Raw genomic sequence first — 18,779 nt, 5'->3', positions numbered from 1 at the left:
TTTTAAAAACTAAAAGTAATCCCTCCAGCGATGACCGCGCCGCTGATCGCCTCACTCGCCCCCATGCTCATGAGTCGATAACCTAACGCATCGTTATCCGGATTACCGTCCCGGGTCATCTTGAGGCCCACGAGTCCAAAGCCTAAGGAAGTCAGCGCCCCGAGTGCGAGTCGTGTGGCGTTCCCCAAATAGTTGTCTTTTCCTTTGATCAGTCGTGGCAACGCCTGTCCGGCGGAACTGATCATGACCATTCCATTGGTCATCTGTCCGATATCGTCCGTGGCGGAGCCGCGCCAGACCTGGAGTCCTCCGACAAGTGCGATGAGGACAACAGCAGTCCCTCCAACCCATTTGGATTCGCTCGTGGCAAGCTCTTCAACACTCAACTTCATAGGGATATCCTGCATCGGATTCACCACAAGCAGGAAGAGGTTCCCCATCCCTTCGGTACCATCGATGGTTGCCGTTGACTCTGCGACCTCATTCATCCTCATACCGACCATCGAGCGGGCGGTGATATTCGCGGCGTTGAAGAGGGCCCGTCCTTCCTCGGCTGACTTTTCGAGCTGTTCCTTCTTTGTCTTTAGCGTGGCGATTTGTTCGTCCAAGTCTCCATAATGCTTTTTAAATTCACGCACGTTTGCCAGGTGGAGATGCTCTACGTCGTTTCCGAATTTTTCACGGTCCATTTTCTCCAGAAAGGAAGAGACCAGAAGCGCCTGTTCGCCCCCTTTTTCGAGCAACTGATCCAGTGTTAATTTTACTAATTGATCTCTGAGCGCGCGAAGTTTTTTCTTTTCGTCAGCGGGGGTCGCATGGTCTCTGAGACGCGACCCAATCTCCTCTTCAATCTTCTTCTTCGCCATCTGTTCGACATCGGAGAGTTCTCGATAATGGTGAATCAGTTGATCCAGATCGTAGCGGTGTCGGGGAGGCGTCCCTTCAGCCAGTCTCTCCGTTTCCTGAAGATTCGCGAGCAACAGCTCGTATTGGGCCAGTCGCTCTCTCGCCTTGTCACGCTCCGGGATCTTTCCCCCTTTTCCATCGTCTCCCTGCAGGAATTTGAGCTCCTTCGCGATATCATCAATATCATCGCGTGATCCTTGAAGCCCTGGTGTCCAGACGAGGTAAACCCCCTCTGTCAGGTTCCAGTCAGGTGACGAAGGATCCGAAGAGACGAGTTCACCTGTCTGCGTGACACGGAAACTCATCATGAACCCCTTGCGAAGACCGATGCCGATCTCATCACTCGTGAAAAGTGCGACCCCTCCGCCACGACTATCGCCACTCCCCATCTCACTTGTCATGGTCCCCTCGATACCGGCGCGCGGGATATAGACGACCGCGAGATCCTTCCCCTCCATCGGATACCAGGAGCGGACATCGGCGGCGAAGAGGCGGACCTGGGTGTCGAGATAACGAGCGTCCGGTGAGCCCTTGACAATTCTTCGACGTACCTCTCCTTCGATACCCCAGAGCTGGTCACCACTTCGAAACAGCGCGCCGGCGGAGACCCCGATCGATTCAGGAAAGACCGAGGCGACATCGCGGAGGACCCCGTCAGAAAAGGTCGCTCCCGCATACCCTGCCTGAAGCTCTGTCCCCGTGAACGGCTGTGGTGTAGCGGCCTCAGCAGGGGACGGTTCTGAGAAGGTTGCCTTCGGGGCCTTAATTTTTGTATCGACGTCTGCCATTTTTCTCCTTACCAAAAAAGTGTCAAACCTAAGGTGGGGGTCAGATACCCAATCGCCCTGAAATTCCCTCTCACCTTTTCTTCTCCTTCTTCGATCGCATCACTTCCTTCTTCCCAAAATTCTGCCTTTTTTAAGACAAAGAAATTATCGACTCCCAACGTGACCTGTCCCCATGGCTGATCTTCCTTTCCAAACAAGGCACTGAGGAGGATCACCTCTGCCTCTAAGTAGGCGGGAATCGGGAGGGTTGAGCTAATGACCCACTCACTCCCCTTGGCCGCGGGTTCATCAGGATTCGGTCTGGTCGTCTCGACACCTATCCGACCGACCGCGATCCCTCCAGAGACCTGAACTCCACCAATCCCGATGCGGGTTGACTCTCCCCATTGGAGCAGTGCCTTCCACGCCTCCCCATTGAGTGGACTTAAAAAAGGACCGAAGGCAACAGTGCCTCCTATCCCCCCGAGATGGACGGTTGAGGTTTGTTTCTGATCGCCGACCTCTTGTGTCACCTGGAAATTGCGATAGCTTACAAAAACACCGAATCGTGGTTTGAGTGGTGTGACATCCTGTCTCCAGAAATAGCTGACATGAAAATCGACCGGCAGATCGTCGAGCGCTTCGCCAGCGCTTCTTTCTGATGTCCCTTGCTCTTCAGCAGGATGAGGGGTTGCGATCGAGGAGAATCCGACATGATGACCGACACGGATACGGACACTCCTGAAGCCGCTTTCGTTCGCAGAAGCGGGGGGTGGTGCTTCTTCTTTTTTCTCTTCGGGCGCAAGCCTCCCTGTCGCCTTCGCCGCGCGCCGATCGAGCGTGTCCTCCGCGGGAGGCGGCGTTATTCCGCTTTCATATTTGCGTCGTCTTGCTTCCAGTGTGTCAGTGTCAGCCATAATAAACCAATTCCTTCTTTCCGATCATTCTACCGAGGGGTTTTCGTATTCATAACTTGTCCATTCCCCGCCTGTACCTTTAGAGATGTTAGCTGCCATCCCAGGGGCCTCCTTTACGACCGCATCACCCAGTACCTTCTTGGCCGCCTCGAGTTTTTCTGCCGGGTGTGTCCAGGCCCAGAGTTCGACGAGGGTCCCTACGATAACCGGTTTTCCATTTTTCATTTCGACTACTGCCTTGATTGTCCAGGCACCGATGTTTTGTGTAAGCGGGGTATGTTCCGGATATTGAGCCATCTTGATACGGATCGGAGTAACAGTCGTCCATGTGAGCCCATAGGTCCCATCCTCGTTGTCTCGCATCGTGTAGCGGGCACTGCTTGCGAACTTGACCCCACTGGAATTGATCAGCACATTATGGATGCAGGTCCCGCTAATCCCATCATCCCGCCAGTCAGTCACATGGGAGTCTCTTTCCCATGAATTGTTGAATCTTGTCTTCCCTCTCAGGCTATTTTTCAAAAATTCAAAGACCTTCGCCGGATCAGTCTCCGGGATATAGAATTGGGCCTCAATTTTTTTCAGGTAATCTCCTTTTTTATAAGTGGAGAGCGTGATCTTGACCTTTCGAGAACGAACGGTGTCAGAGAGTTCGTTATAGGGGACTGCCCCGGAGAGGTCGTGGGTTGATGTCGCCGCAGTGTCTGCCGCTGTCTTAGCGGCGCGCGCCGCTTGAAGCGCCGCCTCAGCCTCCCTCTGTCCCTCTTCGGCCTTGGCTGCTGCTGCCTTCGTCCTCTCAACATCTCCTGCCGCTGCAGCCTGATCCGCCTCCTTTTTCGCCTGAGCTGCCTTTTCCGCCCCCTTTTTTGCCTTATCGATCTCGGCAGCAATCCCGGTCTTCTCGGTCTCGACCTTAGCAGTCCCTGCAGCGTTTGCGGCTCGTGTTGCCCTCTCGACAAAGGGGGCTGCCTTCTTTTTGTTTGCCTCTAATAAAGCGGCTGGATCAGTGATCGGTGCCGCCAGTGCTTCAGGGGGTGGTGGAGCAGGTGGTGCTGGTGCCACGGGAGGGGGTGGCGGTTCTGTCCTAGCCTCAGGGACACCAAACGAATCAGGGAGAGGTGGGGGGGCTGGAATCGGGAGCGGTTCCCGAGCTTCAGGTGCTGGAGCGACAGGGCCAAGGGACGGTGGTTCAGAAGGGGACGGCGCTGGTGGGGGAGCCGGTACCGGTGCTGGCGAAGTGCTCGCGGAAGGGGGTCGACAATAATCGGCAGGTTTTGCCCCCTCTTTGAGAGAAACTCCTTCTAGCCCTGATAAAAGTGCGAGCCCCTTTTCTGTGACACAGATTTTTCGTTTCCCCTGTCGGATATCCTCCAGAAAATTGGTGACAGCGAGTTTAAATCCATCGACCCAACCGTCTTGCGTGGTCGTCTCTGTGAAGAAGTCAGGGTTTTTATCAGGGTCCAGGTCGGCGTCTTCGAGGATTCCGTCCGTCGTCGCCAACTCGAGCGCCTCGGTTGTCTTTGTGCGTCCGTCTTTTGTTTCAATACGACTCATCTTCGCTCCATTAATCCGGGATCAGTGACGTTGCCTTCTCCACGAGACCGGTGAAAAAAGGCTCCGCCTTGTTCTTTCCAATCTTCTTCAAGAAAGAGTTCTCTTCGTTTCCTCGAGAGAACAGATAATTCAGCCCCATCGCCCCTGCATAGAGAACCCCTGTTGTCAGGAGAATCGCGCCGATACTTAAAGGGACGAGTCCTCCGACCCTTATCAGTGATGGCCATCTCATGAGCGGCCAGACAAACGGGGTCTGACGGAGCCATCGTGTCACAAGCCATGAGGTTTCGCTTGCGAGACTGGTCCTCCATGAGATGAGACTGCAGATTGGCCACAACGCATATCGAATCGGAACGGCATAGGTCATGATCGCACCGGAGAGCCAGATCGCGCCGGCCGCCGGTCGCGCAAACTTGGGGGTGTATTCCCTCTTTGCCTCGATCTTCTTCTTCGGATTCTTTGCAAACAGATAGAGGGTGGAGAGGGCGCGGAATGATTCAGCCCGTTCCGCAACAAGTTTATCGAGCATCCCTTCCACAGAAGAGAGAGGGACAGATGCCTCCTGAATCTCGAGCTTAAGTCCATCAACAATCTCTTCGTAGGTCACCTGGTCGTCACCGTTGGCATTGTATTTTTGGAGGCGCTTCAGAGTTTTTTCCGCATCTTCCTCGGCCCCAAATTTTTGGTAGGTCGACGGATTTCTCTTTGATTCAATAAAACTTGCCCAGGTATTTTGGAGTTTTTTATTGTTTAATGGAGCGATCGGGATGCTCTCCCCTGGTTGCAAGAATCGATCGACCTGTTCGCAGAGGATCTTGTTTGCAAGACCGACAACCGTCTTCGAGAGATAGTACTCCTCCTGATTCAGTGGGTTGAAGTTTTCATAATGGCAGAAGATTTCAGTGCTCATTTAAAATCCTTGTGGAAGGCGAGGCGCTGCAGCCCCGTCTCCTTTTGGTGGTGCTGCTTTTCTTAATCGCTCAGCCTCCTCATTGGCCTTCCTTTGTCTCTCGGCCTCTGCCGTTTCTTTCTCTTTCTCTATTCTTCTCCTTCGCTCCTCAGTGCTTTCCTTTGACTGTTTCTTTTCTGGAGGCTTAATTTTCAGGGCTCGATCGATCAGTTCCTTTCGGACACCGAGAGAGACGAGCTGATTTTCGATCAAGACGAGTCCCCCCTCTTCAATCCAGATCTTGGTTCCTGAAGAGGCGAGTGTGATCACCTCATCCAAAAAGAGATTGATGGCGCCGACCCCCCAATGATTCATGAAGAGCCGAAGGCCAAGCTCTCCGTCACCGGTATTAAAAACATGCTTTAGTTCGTCGGTGGTGAGTCCATCTTTTGCAAGGGGGAGTAGGATCTTCTTCGCCCAGTGAGTTTGCTGATCATAACTCGCTCGAATCCTGTCCAAAGTGGCGGTGGAAATCCCGGCTGCTTGAAGCTTCGCTTTTAGGGGATCGAGGACGGCAGGTGTGATGACACCACTTCCCCAGTAGATTGTATGGAGCGCCTCTTCGATCGCATCAGGAGATGTTGCCAGAGAATCGACCGCCGCCTCAATCGCCGCGCGTTCTCCCTCCTTGACGATCCCATCGCCAACAAGAGCCGCCTCAAATGCCTTTTTAAGGGGATTGATGCCCCCGGTCTCAGCCACTTAAACCCTCCTCGGCTGCTGATAAAGGCTCATCTGCTTCGTTGCCCTCTTCGGCCACTCCTTGCGGCGTACGGTCCAAGTACGCCTCAGTCGGGCCTCAGCGGTCGCCTTGCATCTGAGACCTTTTTCACCAGCCTTCATGACATTAATATTCTCGGCTAATTCCTTCGATTGTTGCCCCACCTGTATGTCGCGACATGTCAAAGTTTGTCCCCCTTTTCTACCGTCCAAATCGAAAAGGGTGGATGAGAGTTGCGAAAATAATGTGACGCGTCGCTATCTGTTCAAATCAACGAGATTATTCGATTTTTTTGACGCAGTGAGGGGTGGGGGAATGAGTCCTCACTCAGAGCGTTTTTCTGATTTCAGTGCTCGAGATATGGGGAATCGGTGATCGCGGTCCTCTTGGAAAAATGATGAACCGGACTAATTTCTTGAGCCCACCAAAATCCTTCCACTTCTTTCTCTCTCGGTAAGTATCCGCCCCCATGACCCACGAGAAGCGGTAAGTAGGGAACTTCTTTTTAAGGTACTGGACAAGGTCGATGGTGAAACCGGTCGCGTGGGGGCGGTGTTCGTAGGATTTGATTCGGATTTTTCTGAAAAATCCCCCCCCCCGCCCCCCCTTTTTCAAAGTGGGGGAGTTAAAATATTGACGACAGAGAGAGACTCTCTTTTTGAAGGAGAGAAGTTTCTTTCCAAACGGGTGCTTGTACACCGGCAAGATCCAGACCTCATCGATTGTTTTTCTCTGGGCAATACGCCTGACGATTTCCCGATGTCCCTCGTGAGGGGGATTGAAAGAGCCTCCGAAGAGGGCAATCTGTTTCTTGCGCGATCGCATTTCGATCTGTATATAGCAATTCATGAAAATTAAGAAAGTCCTTATCGTTTACAAAAAGAGCTCCTACGAGGAGCATGCGCTTCAGGAAAAAGATCCCAACTACTTGAGGCTCGTTCGTGAGAGGAGTGTGGCGATCGGGGGATCGAAGAAGATCCATCAGGAACATCTCGAGACCTTTTGGCAGGTTCAGGAGGATCTTGCTTCTCTCGGGATTCCGTTTGTCATTCGACAAAGATATTATCTGAAGGAGGTTCTAGGATATAACCTGATTTTGACGATCGGAGGGGATGGGACATTCCTCGAGGCCTCTCACTATGTGAGTGATCAACTCCTGATGGGGATTAACTCCGCTCCCTCCCAATCGGTTGGTTATTATTGTCGTACGTATCGTAAAAATTTCAGACAGAAAATGATGGCGATCCTTCGGGGCAAATTTCGTCTCCAAAGGCTTGCACGTCTTTTGGTGCGGCTCCCTCGGGGAGAGAGGGTGCCTCTTGTACTCAACGATATTCTGTTTACCAATTGCCATCCGGCGGGGACAACGCGCTATCTTTTGAGTATCGGTCGTATCGAGGAGGAACAAAAATCCTCCGGTATCTGGATCGCTCCGGCTCCGGGCTCAACAGCAGCGATCCATTCGGCAGGGGGTCGCGTCCTTCCAGTGACCTCAAAAAAATTTCAATTTGTCGTCCGCGAACCTTATCAACCTTTTGGGAATCGGTATCGGTTGCTTAAAAGGATTGTTAGCCCTGCTCAGGAAATAAAGATTCTTTCCATGATGGACGAGGCGGCGATTTATGTCGATGGGCCGCACCTGATGTTTCCGCTCCGTCGCGGAGAGAAATTTACCGTCTGCCAATCGAACCAGCCTCTGTACGCCGTGTGGTGATCAGGCGGTCTTCAGCAGTTTTTTATTTTCGGTGGGAACCTCGAGGGTGGTGAGGTCGTCCTGGAAACGCTCGAGACGTTTCTCGGCCGATTCGTATTTCAGTCGGAGATTTTTGAGATGTCCACCGACTTGCGAAAACTCCTCGACGAAACGACCGAGGTCCTGTTTCAGGCTCTGCAAATTGGCATCGATTGTCTTTGCCCATTCTTCGATCTTCATTCCACGGAGTCCAATCGCGATCGTCTGGAGGTAGGCGTAGAAACTGTTCGGTGAGACGGGAAAGACGCGTTTCTTCTGCGCATAATCCAGAAATTCGCTCCCGACCTCGTCTTCCTTGATTATTGTTTCGTAATAAACATTCTCCGCGGGGATATACATAAGGGCGAAGGGGAGTGTCCCTTCCTCAGGACGTATGTATTTAACGATGTCATCGACATGTTTCCGAACGTCACGGACGAAATCCTTACGCGCTGATTTTTTTTCTTCGTCGGTTGGCGCCTCGATAATTCTTTTAAAATTCGGGAGTGGAAATTTTGAGTCGACCGGGATCAGGCCTTCTTTCGTCTGAATCACGGCATCAACGATCTCTCCACTTTTATAACGATATTGAAGTGTAAAGAATTCTCCCGGAAGGATTTGGGAGAGGATCGTCTCCAACGTGAATTCTCCAAAACCTCCACGGAATTTCGGGGATCGCAGCGATTCCTGCAGCGTGGCGATATCCCGACCGACGGCATGGATCTGTTCGGTCGCCACCTCTAATTTTCCAAGCCGGTTCTGGACCTCGCCCACAACACGAGCGGCGTTATCAAGCCGGTCACCGACATGTTTGTTCGCCTCTCGAAAATGTTTGAGGCTTTCCTCGAGCCGGAGTCCGATTTCACCTGTTAGTTTGCCAAGTTGATCACTGACCTGTTTTGAGTTTGACTCCTGGGTTTGGCGCAGATGATCGATCTCTTGTTTCAAAAGAAGTGATGTCGGATCACGACGTCGGAATAGAATGCCCAGAAGCGTTACCAGGACAAGACCTGAAAGAAGGATCGAGACAATCAAAAGGGACATTAGTGGCGATCTTAATTTTGTCCCCTTGTGAAAGCAATCAGAAACTCTTATGTTTTTATTGAAATGAAAATCAAGGTTTATACCGCTCACTATTGCTCCTACTGTCGCGCCGCGAAGGATCTGCTCACGAGTAAAAAACTTCCCTTTGAGGAGATTGACGTCTCAGCGGACGAGGAGTTTGATGCCTTGGTCGAGAAGACCGGATGGAAGACGGTGCCGCAGATTTTTATTGATGGGAAACTGATCGGTGGTTTTGAAGAGCTGAAGAAACTGGATCAGCAAGGAAAACTTTAAGTCTTCGCTTGTCGACCTCGGAGCGCCTCGACCCTCCGGTGATCGGCGTTTCCATTATTGGCAATTCGAACCTGAATCGGCCGGCTTCTTTCCTGCTGGACCTCATGCCAGGCCCCTGCATCAAAGACGAGAGGTGATTCTCCGGCGCCCAATCGACAGAAGGCATCACGCCGGTCACAGACTTGGGCTTGGGTTTCTGCATCTCCCGCTTGTCCGTCAAAGGCCAGGATCTTTCCTGCTTCAATAACAGGAGATTTATCCCTTGCTTCTGCGGTGAAGGGTCCTTTTGAGGCGAGGGCGGGAGAGCCGGATGTTGGAGAAGAGGTCCCTTTCGGAAGAGGGCCTGTTTTTGAGAGGGGAAGGCCGCCGGCAGCTTTTTTGTGAGCCACACCTGCATGGAGATTTTTCATACCGTCAGCAGAGGCTGGCTTACTGGGTCTGAGAAGCTTTGCCATATAAGCCCGCATCTGGGCCACTAAACCTTGTCTTTGGGCTGTTGTTAGAGGTTTTTGGTTTCCAGGGCGGAGCTGCTCTCGTGGAATTTGATCATTTCTCGGACGCTCGGTAATTGCCGCTTCTCGTCTTCCTTGGACCGCGCGTCCCTCGGCAATTCGTGTGGCGCCAGGGGGTCTCGAGGTTTCCGCTGCGGGACGTGGGGCTCGTGTCTCAGCCCTTGCATCGGCCCGTCGAGTCTGAGCCGCTTCAGCGGGCGGTGCCTTCGGTTGCGGACGACCCGCCATGAGCTTCTCGAGATCTCGGCCATCCGCGATTTTGAATCCGGTCGGTGGTTTTTCGGGAGGTTTTTCAGTGGGTGCAGCCTTGTCAGTTTTCGGAGTATCGGAACGAGTTGATTCAGAAACCCTTGTGAGATCCACCCTCGTTTTTGCCGCATCCTGAGAACGTGCTACATCGCGGTTTCGAACAGTCGCTGCCTGTTGAGATCCATCTCGAAGGGTCTCAATCTCAACCTGCTCTCGAATGAGATCATGTTGTTCATTTCTTCGTTCTAGCCGTTCTTTAATCGGGTCTGCCATACACTCCTCTCCCTAAATGAGGGTCCTCCAACCCTTTGTTTTGCAATTCCGGTGCCTAAAGGGTGGTACCAGGCACCATTTTAAAGCCATGAAATCGTTATTGTTTTACATAAAATCCGTTGAGTTCTCTTGTGGATAACAGGGAAAATGGGGTTTTAAGACCCCTGATCGGGAACTTTATTAACGTTCTGGGGTGGGTGGCTTAAGGTCGGGCGCCCGCCCGCGCGCAACGGGTGAGCACGGGTGGGCGGAACCTTAAGACAGGACCCACCCCTATGGGATTAGTAATTCGACCAAGACTCTCGGCAAGCCTCGCCCTCAGTGTTGGGCCCTTCTCTGCTTCTTTAGCAAGCCCTTCAACAATTGATCCCCTTTTTTCAAAGTCCTTGCAGATCAAAATGAGATCGACACCGGCGTTGAAGGCCAGAGAGGAGGCCTCCGTCAGCGAGTATCGATTCGCAATCGCCTTCATATCCAGATCGTCCGAGATCACGATCCCTTTGAACCGTAATTTTTTTCGGAGAAAATTTGTCAGGATTTTTCGCGAAAGGGTCGCGGGATTTTTTGGATCCAAGGCAGGGTAGACGACATGGGCGGTCATGAGCATCGGGATCTTCGCTTGAATTGCGGCTCGAAATGGAGCGAGCTCGGTTTTTTCCAAAGCGGCTTTGGTTTTTTTCACGACAGGGAGTGTGAGATGTGAATCGGTCATCGTGTCTCCGTGCCCTGGAAAATGTTTTCCGCAAGGGATGACTCCGGAATCCAGGAGCCCCTTGAAAAAGGGGATCGTTGTTTTAATCACAATATTCGGATTGGTGGAGAAGGCGCGATCCCCAATGATTGGATTTTTCGGATTTGAGTCGACATCCAGGACAGGGGCGAAGTCGAGATTGATCCCGGCCGATTTTAGCTCGCGTCCCAGATAGCGTCCAATCCTCCGGAGAAAATTCTGTCCCTCACGGTGTCCCATCCTTTGATAAATTTCTCCCCAGGTTGCCGCGGGGGGGTATTGCGTAAAGGGTTCCGGGAGTCGGCTGACACGCCCCCCCTCCTGGTCGATTCCGATCAGGAGCGGTTTTTCGGAGAGTGACTGGAGTTCACTGGTCAGATGACGGAGTTGACGAGGGGACTCGATGTTTCGCTTGAACAGGATCAGACCGGCAGGTGGGTATTGGAGCAGGGCCTTCTTGAGATCCCGAGAAACTCGGGTGCCGCTAAAACCCCAAATAAAAAGTTGGCTAATTTTCTTTAACATCAAAGTAATCTCTTAACCCTTCACCGACTACATTAAACGCCAGTATCAACAGCGCCATCGCGAGGCCAGGGAAAATTGCGAGGTGAGGTGCGATCAAGAGATATTGAACCCCCTGGTCGAGCAGGCGTCCCCACGAAGGGATATCGGGCGGGAGTCCCAAGCCCAAGAAGGAGAGTGTCGATTCGGCGAGGATCACCCCTCCCATTGCAAAAGTCGCATTCACGAGAAGTGGACCGATCATGTTGGGCAGGAGATGTCTGAGACAGAGTCTTCGAAAAGGGACACCGATCGCTTGTGCGGCGAGGATGAACTCCCTTTCTTTTAATGATAAAACCTGCCCGCGCGCGATCCGGGCATAGCTGACCCACCCGACTGCTGACAGGATCAGGATGACTGTTGCGGCCGAGCTTTCTCTCTGAAAGGCGGCAAGCGCGATGATCAAAAGCAGAGAGGGGAATGAAAGGACCGTGTCGGTGACAAAGATGAAGAAAGAATCCCAGCGACCACCGAGGGTGCCGGCGATGATTCCCGCGAGACTTCCGAAGAGTCCGCTCAGAAAGACAGTCGCCAGGCTTACTGTGAGAGAGAGTTTCGTGCCGTAGAGGATTAACCCCAAGAGATCTCGCCCATCGAGATCCAGACCCAGCAGGTGTTGGGGGGAAGGGGGCTGGAGACGTTTCTCAAGGGTAAAGTGATGAATATCTCCGACGAGAAACGGCGCTGTGATCGCCAGGACGACGGCAACCCCAATCACGAGACAACCGAATTTGAAAAGCCTTCCTTTCATGCGCTATACCTGATTCGCGGATCGAGTTTTGAGTAAAAGAGGTCGGTCATCAAATTCACCAAACAATAGGTAACGGCGATCAGGAGGATACAACCCTGCAGCACGGGGTAGTCGCGTCGTTCGATGGCGAGCACGAGCAGGGATCCGACACCGGGCCAGGCGAAGATTTTTTCTGTGACAATAGCCCCCGTCAGGACCGATCCGAATTGCAGACCAATAATCGTCACGACAGGATTCAGGGCATTTCGCAAGGCATGCCGGAGGATCACTCTTTTTTCGGGAACTCCCTTGGCCCGGGCGGTTCGGACGTAATCCTCCTGAAGCGTTTCGAGAAGTGACGATCGTGTCATTCGGGTCAGGAGCGCTGCCATGCCTGTCCCAAGTGTCAGTGAGGGGAGGATCAGGCTTGCGATGTTGCTACGACCCGAGACCGGGAGCAGTGAGAGAAAGATAGAGAAAAAGAGGATCAAAAGGGGGCCAAGCCAAAAAGAGGGGATGGAGATTCCGAGGAGTGAGAAAAGGAGGGCCCCCCGATCCCAAGGGGTATCTTTTCGGATCGCGGCAAAGACTCCAAGGGAAAGAGACATCAGGAGGGCGATCCCCAGTGAAGTGAGGGCGAGTTCGAGGCTCGCAGGAAAACGCTCGAAAAGAATGTCGGCAACTGCCCGACGGTCGAAAAGAGAAACCCCCAGATCCCCCTGAAACAGTTGTTTAAAAAAGAGCAGGTATTGCTCCCCAAGAGGCCGATCGAGATGGAGCATCTGGCGAAAGGCTTCTTTATCCACAGATAAGGCCTGTTCCCCAAGGATCAGGTCGACAGGATCTCCCGGGACAAGGTGGATCAGAAAAAAGACAAGAGAGGAGACGAAAAAGAGGGTGGGGATCAGAAGCAAGAGGCGTCTGAGAAGATAGGCCATCATTCTTTATAGACTTCAGTAAAAATCTCAAACCCGGCATCGGGCCGCAATCGGACCCCTCTCAGATTTTTCTGAAAGACCGCCACATTTTTCTCATACCAGAGGTTAATATAGGGAATCTCCTGTGCGATGACTTTTTGAGTATAGGAATAGAGCTCGTGTCTTTTTGGGAGATCGAGTGTCTTGCGGGCCTCCGTGGTGAGTCGATCGATCGATTCATTTTTATAAGATCCGCGGTTGGCACCGTTTGGCGGGGTTTGGGATGAATGAAAGATATAATGATAGATATCCGGCTCGGTGATTCGGACCCAGGTTAGCGAGTAGAGCTGAAAATTACCGGTCTGGATATCATGAAAGAATGTCCCCCACTCAAAAGGCAAGATATGGACCCCAATCCCGACCTCCTTGAGATAACGCGCGATCAATCGTGCGAGTCCGATCCTCTCACGATTCGTCGATGTTTTGTAGGTGAAGGAAAAACGGGATTTGGGACCGACACCGTCAGGGTCTCGGTATCCTGCCTGATCGAGAAGCTTGCGGGCCAGTGGTGGATTGTAGGGATATTTTTTGACGTTGCCTTCGTAGGCCCAATGGATTGGTGGCAGGATCCCTGTCGCCGGAGTGGCGAGGTCCCCAAATCGATAACGGATGATGCTCGGGACATCGATCGCATGCGCGATCGCCTCTCGCACCTCCTGTTTATTGAGTGGCTCCTGATTCAGATTCATTCCCAGGTAGGTAAAATTGACACCGTTCGTGACAGCGACCTGAAGCGCCGGTTTTTTTCTGAGATAATCAACCATCAGATAGGGGATGTTGTTTTGTAGAAAATCGACCTGTCCGCTGAGAAGCTCCAGCACACGCACGTTGTCATCGGGGATCACCTTAAAATGAAGGCGGGCCATTCGCGGTTTTTCTCCGAAATAGTTTTCGTTTCGTGTGAGAGTAATCCCTTCCGCCGGGATAAATTTTTCAATCTTATAGGGGCCTGTTCCGATACCGATATCTTTCCCGTCCGGGAGGATTCCTAATCGGAGGGCGTCGGGGAGGGGGGCGAAAGGCTCTGCCAATTTGATCTCAAGAGAAAGGTCATTTAAAACATGAATCGCCTCGATTTTCGAGAGCAGACTTCGATGCGGAGAGGCGAGTGTCGGATCGAGGATCGCCTCGATCGTTTTCTTGACGTCGTTGGCGGTCAAGGGGCGGCCGTCATGAAAGACGACACCTGATTTGAGGTGAAAACGGTAGAGGGTTGGCTGGATCAACTGATACGACTTCACGAGGTCAGGGATCACCTCCATCCGTTCATTGATCCGGAAAAGGCCATTGAAAATCAGGTCGGAAATCTTTGAGGAGTAGGCATCCGCCATCGAGAGGCGGGGGTCATTGGGTGTCTTGGGGGCTGCCTCGATACCGATCACGATGGTATCGGACGGTGTTTTGATGGAGGGGGAACAGGAAATAATGAAAAGAAATAAAAATAGTGGTAAAGAAGAGAAAATGCGCACAAATTTTTCGGTATCACAGTGACCACGTTGATTCGAGTTAAATTTGCCCTGCTCCTGTTTTTTCTAGCGGCCACCGCAGAGGCGGCAACCCTTTCCCAGAAGATTGACGAGATCCTTCAACATCAGCGGTTGTTATCGGCGAAGGTTTCGATGCAGATCATCCGGCTCTCTGATGGGGCGATTCTCTATGAAAAGGATCCTGATCGCCTGTTGAATCCCGCCTCGGTCTCGAAATTAGTGACCGCCGCCGCTGCGCTTCAGATTTTGGGTCCTGACTATCAGTTTCGCACAGAGTTTTATACCGATCAGGAGAAGGCCGAGGGGGTTTTTCACCATCTCTGGGTGAAGGGGTACGGCAATCCCCTTTTTGTTACCGAAGAGTTGGAGATGTTGATCCAGACCATTCAATCAAAAGGATGGACGAAGGTGGAGGGGGATTTTTTGATTGATGATACCTTTTTTAATCATGATCATCCCGTCACCTATTTTTCCGACGAATCGGAAAAGGTGTATCGTGTGGTGACCGGTCCGCTTTCTTTTAATTTTAATACGGTAGAGATTTTTGTTCGGCCGGCCAGCCATCGTGGGGTTCCTGCGCTGATTCAACTTAAACCCGAGACGCAGTATTTCTCTGTCGTCAATCAGACGAAAACTGATGGAAGGAGGGCCAGTGTCTCCTCCTCCCTCGAAGTCCAGGGACAGAGGCTGATTGTCGAGGGGCGTGTGCCGCTTCGGTCTCGCGGTGCGAGTTTCCGGCAGGCGGTCTCAGAGCCGACCCTCTATACCGGAACCGTAATTCGGGAGGCGATGGAGCGGGCAGGAATCAGTTTTGGCGGACATATCCGGAGGGAGCCGGTGCCGATTGCGGCCAAGCCTGTCTTGCAACATCTCTCCGCCCCTTTGCCGACGCTGATGCGGGCGATGGGGAAGCTTTCAAACAATTTTGTGGCGGAACAGCTCTTTCTCGCCCTGGGCGCTGCGCGGTACGGTCCTCCCGGTGTTTTGGACAAGGGGAGTCGGGCCGCTGCCGAGTATCTCGCCTCCCTTGGGGTTTCGAACAATTACTATGTTGAAAATGGTTCGGGTCTTTCGAAGCTGTCCAGGCTCTCTTCGAACCAGATCATTGCTGTGCTTCGCGAACTTTACCAGAAGCGGTGGCGTGAAGAGGCAATCTCATCCTTGAGTGTTGGGGGAATTGATGGTACTCTCAGACGCAGGTTTAGGGGGATGCTTAAGGGAAAGGTTTTTGGAAAGACCGGTTCCTTAAATCAGGTCGTATCGCTGGCCGGGTATCTTTTTGTGGAGGAAGAGCCGGTCGCCTTTGCCTTTCTCTTCAATGATTTTTCAGCCTCCCCCCACCGAATTCAGAGGGCAGAGGAGAAGATTCTGGAGGCGGTCTATAAGGAAGTTCACGCGATGAGGGCAGTTCGATGACTTCGGGACGGAAAAATTGGGGAAGTCTTTTGGTCGCCGGTGGTCTGATCACCGGTCTGTGGTTTCTTTTTGCAAATTTGGGCGGGGTTCTTCAGTCCCGTTTCCCAAATCCCCTTCCTTCCAAAGAAGTTATTATTGCCGAGATCGAGGAGCCGGTTCAGGAGGGACCTACACCACTTAGATCCCAGACCTCCATTTCAATCGAGCCCCTTCCGCTCATTACCTCGGCTGATTTCTCCGTCCCCGCTGCCTTGGAGGCGGCGGTTGATTTTTGGCGGAAGATCTACGCGGTTTATGATTCAGACCAGGTGGTTTTGCATGATGCCGAGGATCTCTCGGTCATTTATGGGGTGATCGATCTTAAAGATCTCAATAATTTGCCGGAAAAGGAAAAGATGAAGAGTCGGGAGTCACGGGTTCTGGAGGCGACTCGATTGTTGCAGGAGCGTCTCGATGAGGAGCATGCTGATCGTGTCCGAAGTCAAACCGGACTTAAAGACAAATTTATTCAGGCGGTAAGGGTCTCCGGAAGATATCTGCCTCTCTTCGAGGAGATTTTTGTCTCTTACGGGGTTCCCCAGGAGATCACGCGACTTGTCTTCGTCGAATCAATGTTTCAGGAACGGGCCCGTTCAAAGGTAGGGGCAGGTGGGCTCTGGCAGTTTCTTCCGGGGACCGCGAGGCGTTTTATCAAGGTCGATCACTGGATTGATGAACGTTACGACCCGATCGTCTCCACTCACGCGGCGGCACGGCTCCTCCTCAAGAATATGGAAGAGGTCGGGAGTTGGCCCCTCGCAATCACCTCTTATAATACCGGGACCGGTCATGTGAAGAAGGCGGTTCATACGGTAGGGACAACCGATATCGGAACGATCATCAAACGTTACCGAAGCGATGGTTTTGGTTTCGCCTCCCGGAATTTCTACCCTTCGTTTTTGGCTGCCTATCATGTTTATGAAAATCGGGAGCGTTATTTTGGGTCCCTCGAGAAAGAACCGGTCCTTGAATTCGATCAAGTGACCCTGCCGGTCAGTGTGACTTTTTTGCAGGTGGCGGAACTCAGTGGCTCGTCACTGCTCGAGATCCAGTTTCTCAATCCCGCGTATGAGTCGCGCGTTTTTCTAGAAGGGATGAAACTTCCGGTAGGCGCGAAGATCCGTGTTCCGAAGGGACGGACCTTGGCCAATCTTAATTAAAAACTGCACCTTGTTTTGCCCCGATCTTTCCAATCGGGGAGTAGCGGACATCGCGTGGGAGTTCGGCACGGTAGAGCGCAGTTTGGTCACTGACAATTGCTTTTTTCAATTTTTGACACCCTCTGAATCGTACACTTTGGCACCGACTTCTTTCGAGGTGGGTTGTGTCGAGAATTGATCTTCCAAAATCCCTCATGTAAAAGTCGCCCCCTGTGAGATAGGCCTCCGTGAAATCCCCCTCAATTTTCGACCCGACACGGTTTGGATCAGCCATCTGCACAAATCTCCAGATCGCTCTCTTAAAGAGATTCCATCCGCGGAATTCAACCAATTCTGGTCCAAGCGTCGCCCCCACCCATTGACGGTCTATGATTGCGGAGAGGATCGATTCCGAGAGGTCAGAAGATTCAAAGATCACCTTGGCCTTAACATCATCTGGATCACCAAATTGGTAGCGAGGATCGATAAAAACACGATTGAGGCGACACTTTTTAAAATGAGAACCGGTGATATGAAGGAGAAAAAATACAGGGTCGGTTCCGGGTTCAAACCGGCTTTCCGAGAAATCGCAATGTTCGAAAATATTAGGGTGTTTACCCCCGATGATCAAACTATTCCGAAATCGCACGCGGCGAAGTTCACATTGTGTCAATCGTGAATTTTCGCCGAGGCCACAGCTGTCAAATATGGTCTCCCAGTTTTTTTCGGTGCTGGGGAACGAATCGAAAGTCACGCCGTTAAAACGAAGTCTTTTAAATTCAAATGTATCAAACCGGCATCCCCGGAAGCTGGTTTCAACCGCCGTAATCAGATCGAAGGATCCGCTCTTGAACTCGCTTCGATCAAAGATGACCCCATTAAAATCCGGTTGCAGGGCGTCGTACTCATTGAGAGAGGGGCGCCATTCAAAATCGACCTTATCAAAGAGACAAGAGCGGAGCGTGACCCCACGAAAGCGGCAGCGGACAAACTGCACATTCTCAAACGTCGATCCATCGAGGGTTGTGCCTTGCTGGAACAGACATTCCTCGAATCGGGAACTCCCCCAGATCTTTCCCTTGATCTCGGCCCGTTTCCCAAATTGGCATCGCATGAATTTGGTCGCCGAAAAATCGATCCCGCGCATCTTGACCCCGTCGAGGATGCATCGGGTGAAGTCACATTCCGTCAGATTGAGTTTGTCAAAATTGGATCCGGTGAAGTCGAGGATGTACCCCTTTTTCCAGAAATCGATATGCTTGAGCTGGAGGTTACTCCCATCGATGCCTGTCATGTCGATGATCACCTTCCATTCGCCATCCTGCAGGATCTTTCTGGTTCGTGCCTGCTCTTGAATAAGGGCATCGACGAAATCGAAATTCCAGTTGGTAGTGCGCTTAGTCGTGGAGTACCGGACGATTGCCGACTGAAAAATTTGTTGATTGGTTCGGAGGGGACTGCCGGGGGTCGGAGAGGCCATCAGTATTCTGGCGGGAGATAAAGCGGGAGGGGTTGAAGAGGCGGGAGGAGCCTTACGTGTGATGACACTCAGCACAATGAGACCGATGAGACTACCTGCTAGCAGAAGGAGGTCAGGTGTATTTTCATCAGCTCTTTGTTGGGTATTTCCATCGATTATACGTTGGAATGCCACTCCGGCGGTGGCAACGAGAAATGCACTCCCGACGAACGGCAGCGCCTTCGGCATTACTGACAACCCGATCGGGGGTGGCCTCAACGTGGCAACTCCTGCTGATGAGAGCTGGTGGATCACTGTTGGAA

General features: G+C 52.1%; 18 protein-coding genes. 4 read left to right on the top strand and 14 right to left on the bottom strand.

All coding sequences use genetic code 11. The features are described from left to right. Nucleotides 1–2: 2 nt before the first annotated feature. The 7 genes from HYT76_07490 to HYT76_07460 all read right to left on the bottom strand — a co-directional run bounded on the left by HYT76_07490 (nt 3) and on the right by HYT76_07460 (nt 6,639). Nucleotides 3–1,694, bottom strand: a complete 1,692-nt coding sequence (locus HYT76_07490; GenBank protein MBI2083399.1) for a hypothetical protein — start codon at nt 1,692–1,694, stop codon at nt 3–5. 8 nt (nt 1,695–1,702) lie between these two features. Continuing rightward, entirely contained in the window at nt 1,703–2,590 is an 888-nt protein-coding gene (locus tag HYT76_07485) for a hypothetical protein (protein ID MBI2083398.1), read from the bottom strand. A gap of 24 nt (nt 2,591–2,614) precedes the next feature. Next, nucleotides 2,615–4,144 (bottom strand): hypothetical protein, encoded by a 1,530-nt coding sequence (locus tag HYT76_07480; protein MBI2083397.1) that lies wholly within the window; start codon nt 4,142–4,144, stop codon nt 2,615–2,617. A 10-nt stretch (nt 4,145–4,154) separates the two neighbouring features. Next, the gene (locus HYT76_07475; protein MBI2083396.1) at nt 4,155–5,054 is read right to left on the bottom strand and encodes a hypothetical protein; all 900 of its coding nucleotides are present in this window, start codon (nt 5,052–5,054) and stop codon (nt 4,155–4,157) included. Further along, a complete protein-coding gene (locus HYT76_07470) occupies nt 5,055–5,795 on the bottom strand; it encodes a hypothetical protein (GenBank protein ID MBI2083395.1) in 741 nt (246 codons plus the stop codon). Continuing rightward, the gene (locus HYT76_07465) at nt 5,796–5,999 is read right to left on the bottom strand and encodes a hypothetical protein (GenBank protein MBI2083394.1); all 204 of its coding nucleotides are present in this window, start codon (nt 5,997–5,999) and stop codon (nt 5,796–5,798) included. Between the two features lie 142 nt (nt 6,000–6,141). Next, on the bottom strand, nt 6,142–6,639 hold the full coding sequence (locus HYT76_07460; protein ID MBI2083393.1) for a nicotinate-nicotinamide nucleotide adenylyltransferase: 498 nt from the start codon (nt 6,637–6,639) through the stop codon (nt 6,142–6,144). A 22-nt stretch (nt 6,640–6,661) separates the two neighbouring features. Between HYT76_07460 and HYT76_07455 the strand changes: the two genes are divergently transcribed. Further along, nucleotides 6,662–7,528 carry an NAD(+)/NADH kinase gene (locus HYT76_07455; GenBank protein MBI2083392.1) on the top strand — a complete coding sequence of 289 codons (867 nt, stop codon included), beginning with the start codon at nt 6,662–6,664 and terminating at the stop codon, nt 7,526–7,528. Here the strand turns inward: HYT76_07455 and HYT76_07450 are convergent, their stop codons facing one another. Continuing rightward, nucleotides 7,529–8,590, bottom strand: coding sequence for a DNA recombination protein RmuC (locus HYT76_07450; protein MBI2083391.1), 1,062 nt, complete (start codon nt 8,588–8,590; stop codon nt 7,529–7,531). Nucleotides 8,591–8,653: 63 nt separating this feature from the next. Here HYT76_07450 and HYT76_07445 point away from each other — a divergent pair, with 63 nt between their 5' ends. After that, nucleotides 8,654–8,884: a glutaredoxin gene (locus tag HYT76_07445; protein ID MBI2083390.1), complete on the top strand. Its 231-nt coding sequence runs from the start codon at nt 8,654–8,656 to the stop codon at nt 8,882–8,884. On the opposite strand, the gene HYT76_07440 is transcribed toward HYT76_07445, so the two are convergent. The 5 genes from HYT76_07440 to HYT76_07420 form a co-directional block, all read right to left on the bottom strand. Beyond that, nucleotides 8,881–9,918 (bottom strand): hypothetical protein, encoded by a 1,038-nt coding sequence (locus HYT76_07440; GenBank protein MBI2083389.1) that lies wholly within the window; start codon nt 9,916–9,918, stop codon nt 8,881–8,883. The two genes, HYT76_07445 and HYT76_07440, sit on opposite strands and share 4 nt — an antisense overlap. 202 nt (nt 9,919–10,120) lie before the next feature. Next, entirely contained in the window at nt 10,121–11,173 is a 1,053-nt protein-coding gene (nagZ, locus tag HYT76_07435) for a beta-N-acetylhexosaminidase (GenBank protein ID MBI2083388.1), read from the bottom strand. Next, entirely contained in the window at nt 11,157–11,960 is an 804-nt protein-coding gene (locus HYT76_07430; GenBank protein ID MBI2083387.1) for an ABC transporter permease, read from the bottom strand. Before HYT76_07430 ends, nagZ begins: the two co-directional genes overlap by 17 nt. Further along, a complete protein-coding gene (locus tag HYT76_07425; GenBank protein MBI2083386.1) occupies nt 11,957–12,880 on the bottom strand; it encodes an ABC transporter permease in 924 nt (307 codons plus the stop codon). Before HYT76_07425 ends, HYT76_07430 begins: the two co-directional genes overlap by 4 nt. After that, on the bottom strand, nt 12,877–14,385 hold the full coding sequence (locus HYT76_07420; protein MBI2083385.1) for an ABC transporter substrate-binding protein: 1,509 nt from the start codon (nt 14,383–14,385) through the stop codon (nt 12,877–12,879). Before HYT76_07420 ends, HYT76_07425 begins: the two co-directional genes overlap by 4 nt. Nucleotides 14,386–14,412: 27 nt before the next feature. Between HYT76_07420 and dacB the strand changes: the two genes are divergently transcribed. Both dacB and HYT76_07410 read left to right on the top strand, forming a co-directional pair. Beyond that, entirely contained in the window at nt 14,413–15,819 is a 1,407-nt protein-coding gene (gene dacB / locus HYT76_07415) for a D-alanyl-D-alanine carboxypeptidase/D-alanyl-D-alanine-endopeptidase (GenBank protein ID MBI2083384.1), read from the top strand. Then, a complete protein-coding gene (locus HYT76_07410) occupies nt 15,816–17,018 on the top strand; it encodes a transglycosylase SLT domain-containing protein (protein MBI2083383.1) in 1,203 nt (400 codons plus the stop codon). Before dacB ends, HYT76_07410 begins: the two co-directional genes overlap by 4 nt. Here the strand turns inward: HYT76_07410 and HYT76_07405 are convergent. Then, entirely contained in the window at nt 17,011–18,705 is a 1,695-nt protein-coding gene (locus HYT76_07405; GenBank protein ID MBI2083382.1) for a pentapeptide repeat-containing protein, read from the bottom strand. The genes HYT76_07410 and HYT76_07405 overlap by 8 nt on opposite strands. Between the last annotated feature and the right edge of the window lie 74 nt (nt 18,706–18,779).

The organism is Deltaproteobacteria bacterium (assembly GCA_016180845.1).
Lineage (GTDB): Bacteria > UBA10199 > UBA10199 > JACPAL01 > JACPAL01 > JACPAK01.
The sequence above is the reverse complement of the archived record's forward strand: the minus strand, read 5'-3'. Positions and strand labels throughout refer to the sequence as shown.

Excerpts from the sequence above, each read along its gene's own strand:
- HYT76_07490 (MBI2083399.1), bottom strand. The coding sequence starts at position 1,694 with ATGGCAGACGTCGATACAAAAATTAAGGCCCCGAAGGCAACCTTCTCA.
- HYT76_07485 (MBI2083398.1), bottom strand. The coding sequence starts at position 2,590 with ATGGCTGACACTGACACACTGGAAGCAAGACGACGCAAATATGAAAGC.
- HYT76_07480 (MBI2083397.1), bottom strand. The coding sequence starts at position 4,144 with ATGAGTCGTATTGAAACAAAAGACGGACGCACAAAGACAACCGAGGCG.
- HYT76_07475 (MBI2083396.1), bottom strand. The coding sequence starts at position 5,054 with ATGAGCACTGAAATCTTCTGCCATTATGAAAACTTCAACCCACTGAAT.
- HYT76_07460 (MBI2083393.1), bottom strand. The coding sequence starts at position 6,639 with ATGCGATCGCGCAAGAAACAGATTGCCCTCTTCGGAGGCTCTTTCAAT.
- HYT76_07455 (MBI2083392.1), top strand. The coding sequence starts at position 6,662 with ATGAAAATTAAGAAAGTCCTTATCGTTTACAAAAAGAGCTCCTACGAG.
- HYT76_07450 (MBI2083391.1), bottom strand. The coding sequence starts at position 8,590 with ATGTCCCTTTTGATTGTCTCGATCCTTCTTTCAGGTCTTGTCCTGGTA.
- HYT76_07445 (MBI2083390.1), top strand. The coding sequence starts at position 8,654 with ATGAAAATCAAGGTTTATACCGCTCACTATTGCTCCTACTGTCGCGCC.
- HYT76_07440 (MBI2083389.1), bottom strand. The coding sequence starts at position 9,918 with ATGGCAGACCCGATTAAAGAACGGCTAGAACGAAGAAATGAACAACAT.
- nagZ (MBI2083388.1), bottom strand. The coding sequence starts at position 11,173 with ATGTTAAAGAAAATTAGCCAACTTTTTATTTGGGGTTTTAGCGGCACC.
- HYT76_07430 (MBI2083387.1), bottom strand. The coding sequence starts at position 11,960 with ATGAAAGGAAGGCTTTTCAAATTCGGTTGTCTCGTGATTGGGGTTGCC.
- HYT76_07425 (MBI2083386.1), bottom strand. The coding sequence starts at position 12,880 with ATGATGGCCTATCTTCTCAGACGCCTCTTGCTTCTGATCCCCACCCTC.
- HYT76_07410 (MBI2083383.1), top strand. The coding sequence starts at position 15,816 with ATGACTTCGGGACGGAAAAATTGGGGAAGTCTTTTGGTCGCCGGTGGT.
- HYT76_07405 (MBI2083382.1), bottom strand. The coding sequence starts at position 18,705 with ATGCCGAAGGCGCTGCCGTTCGTCGGGAGTGCATTTCTCGTTGCCACC.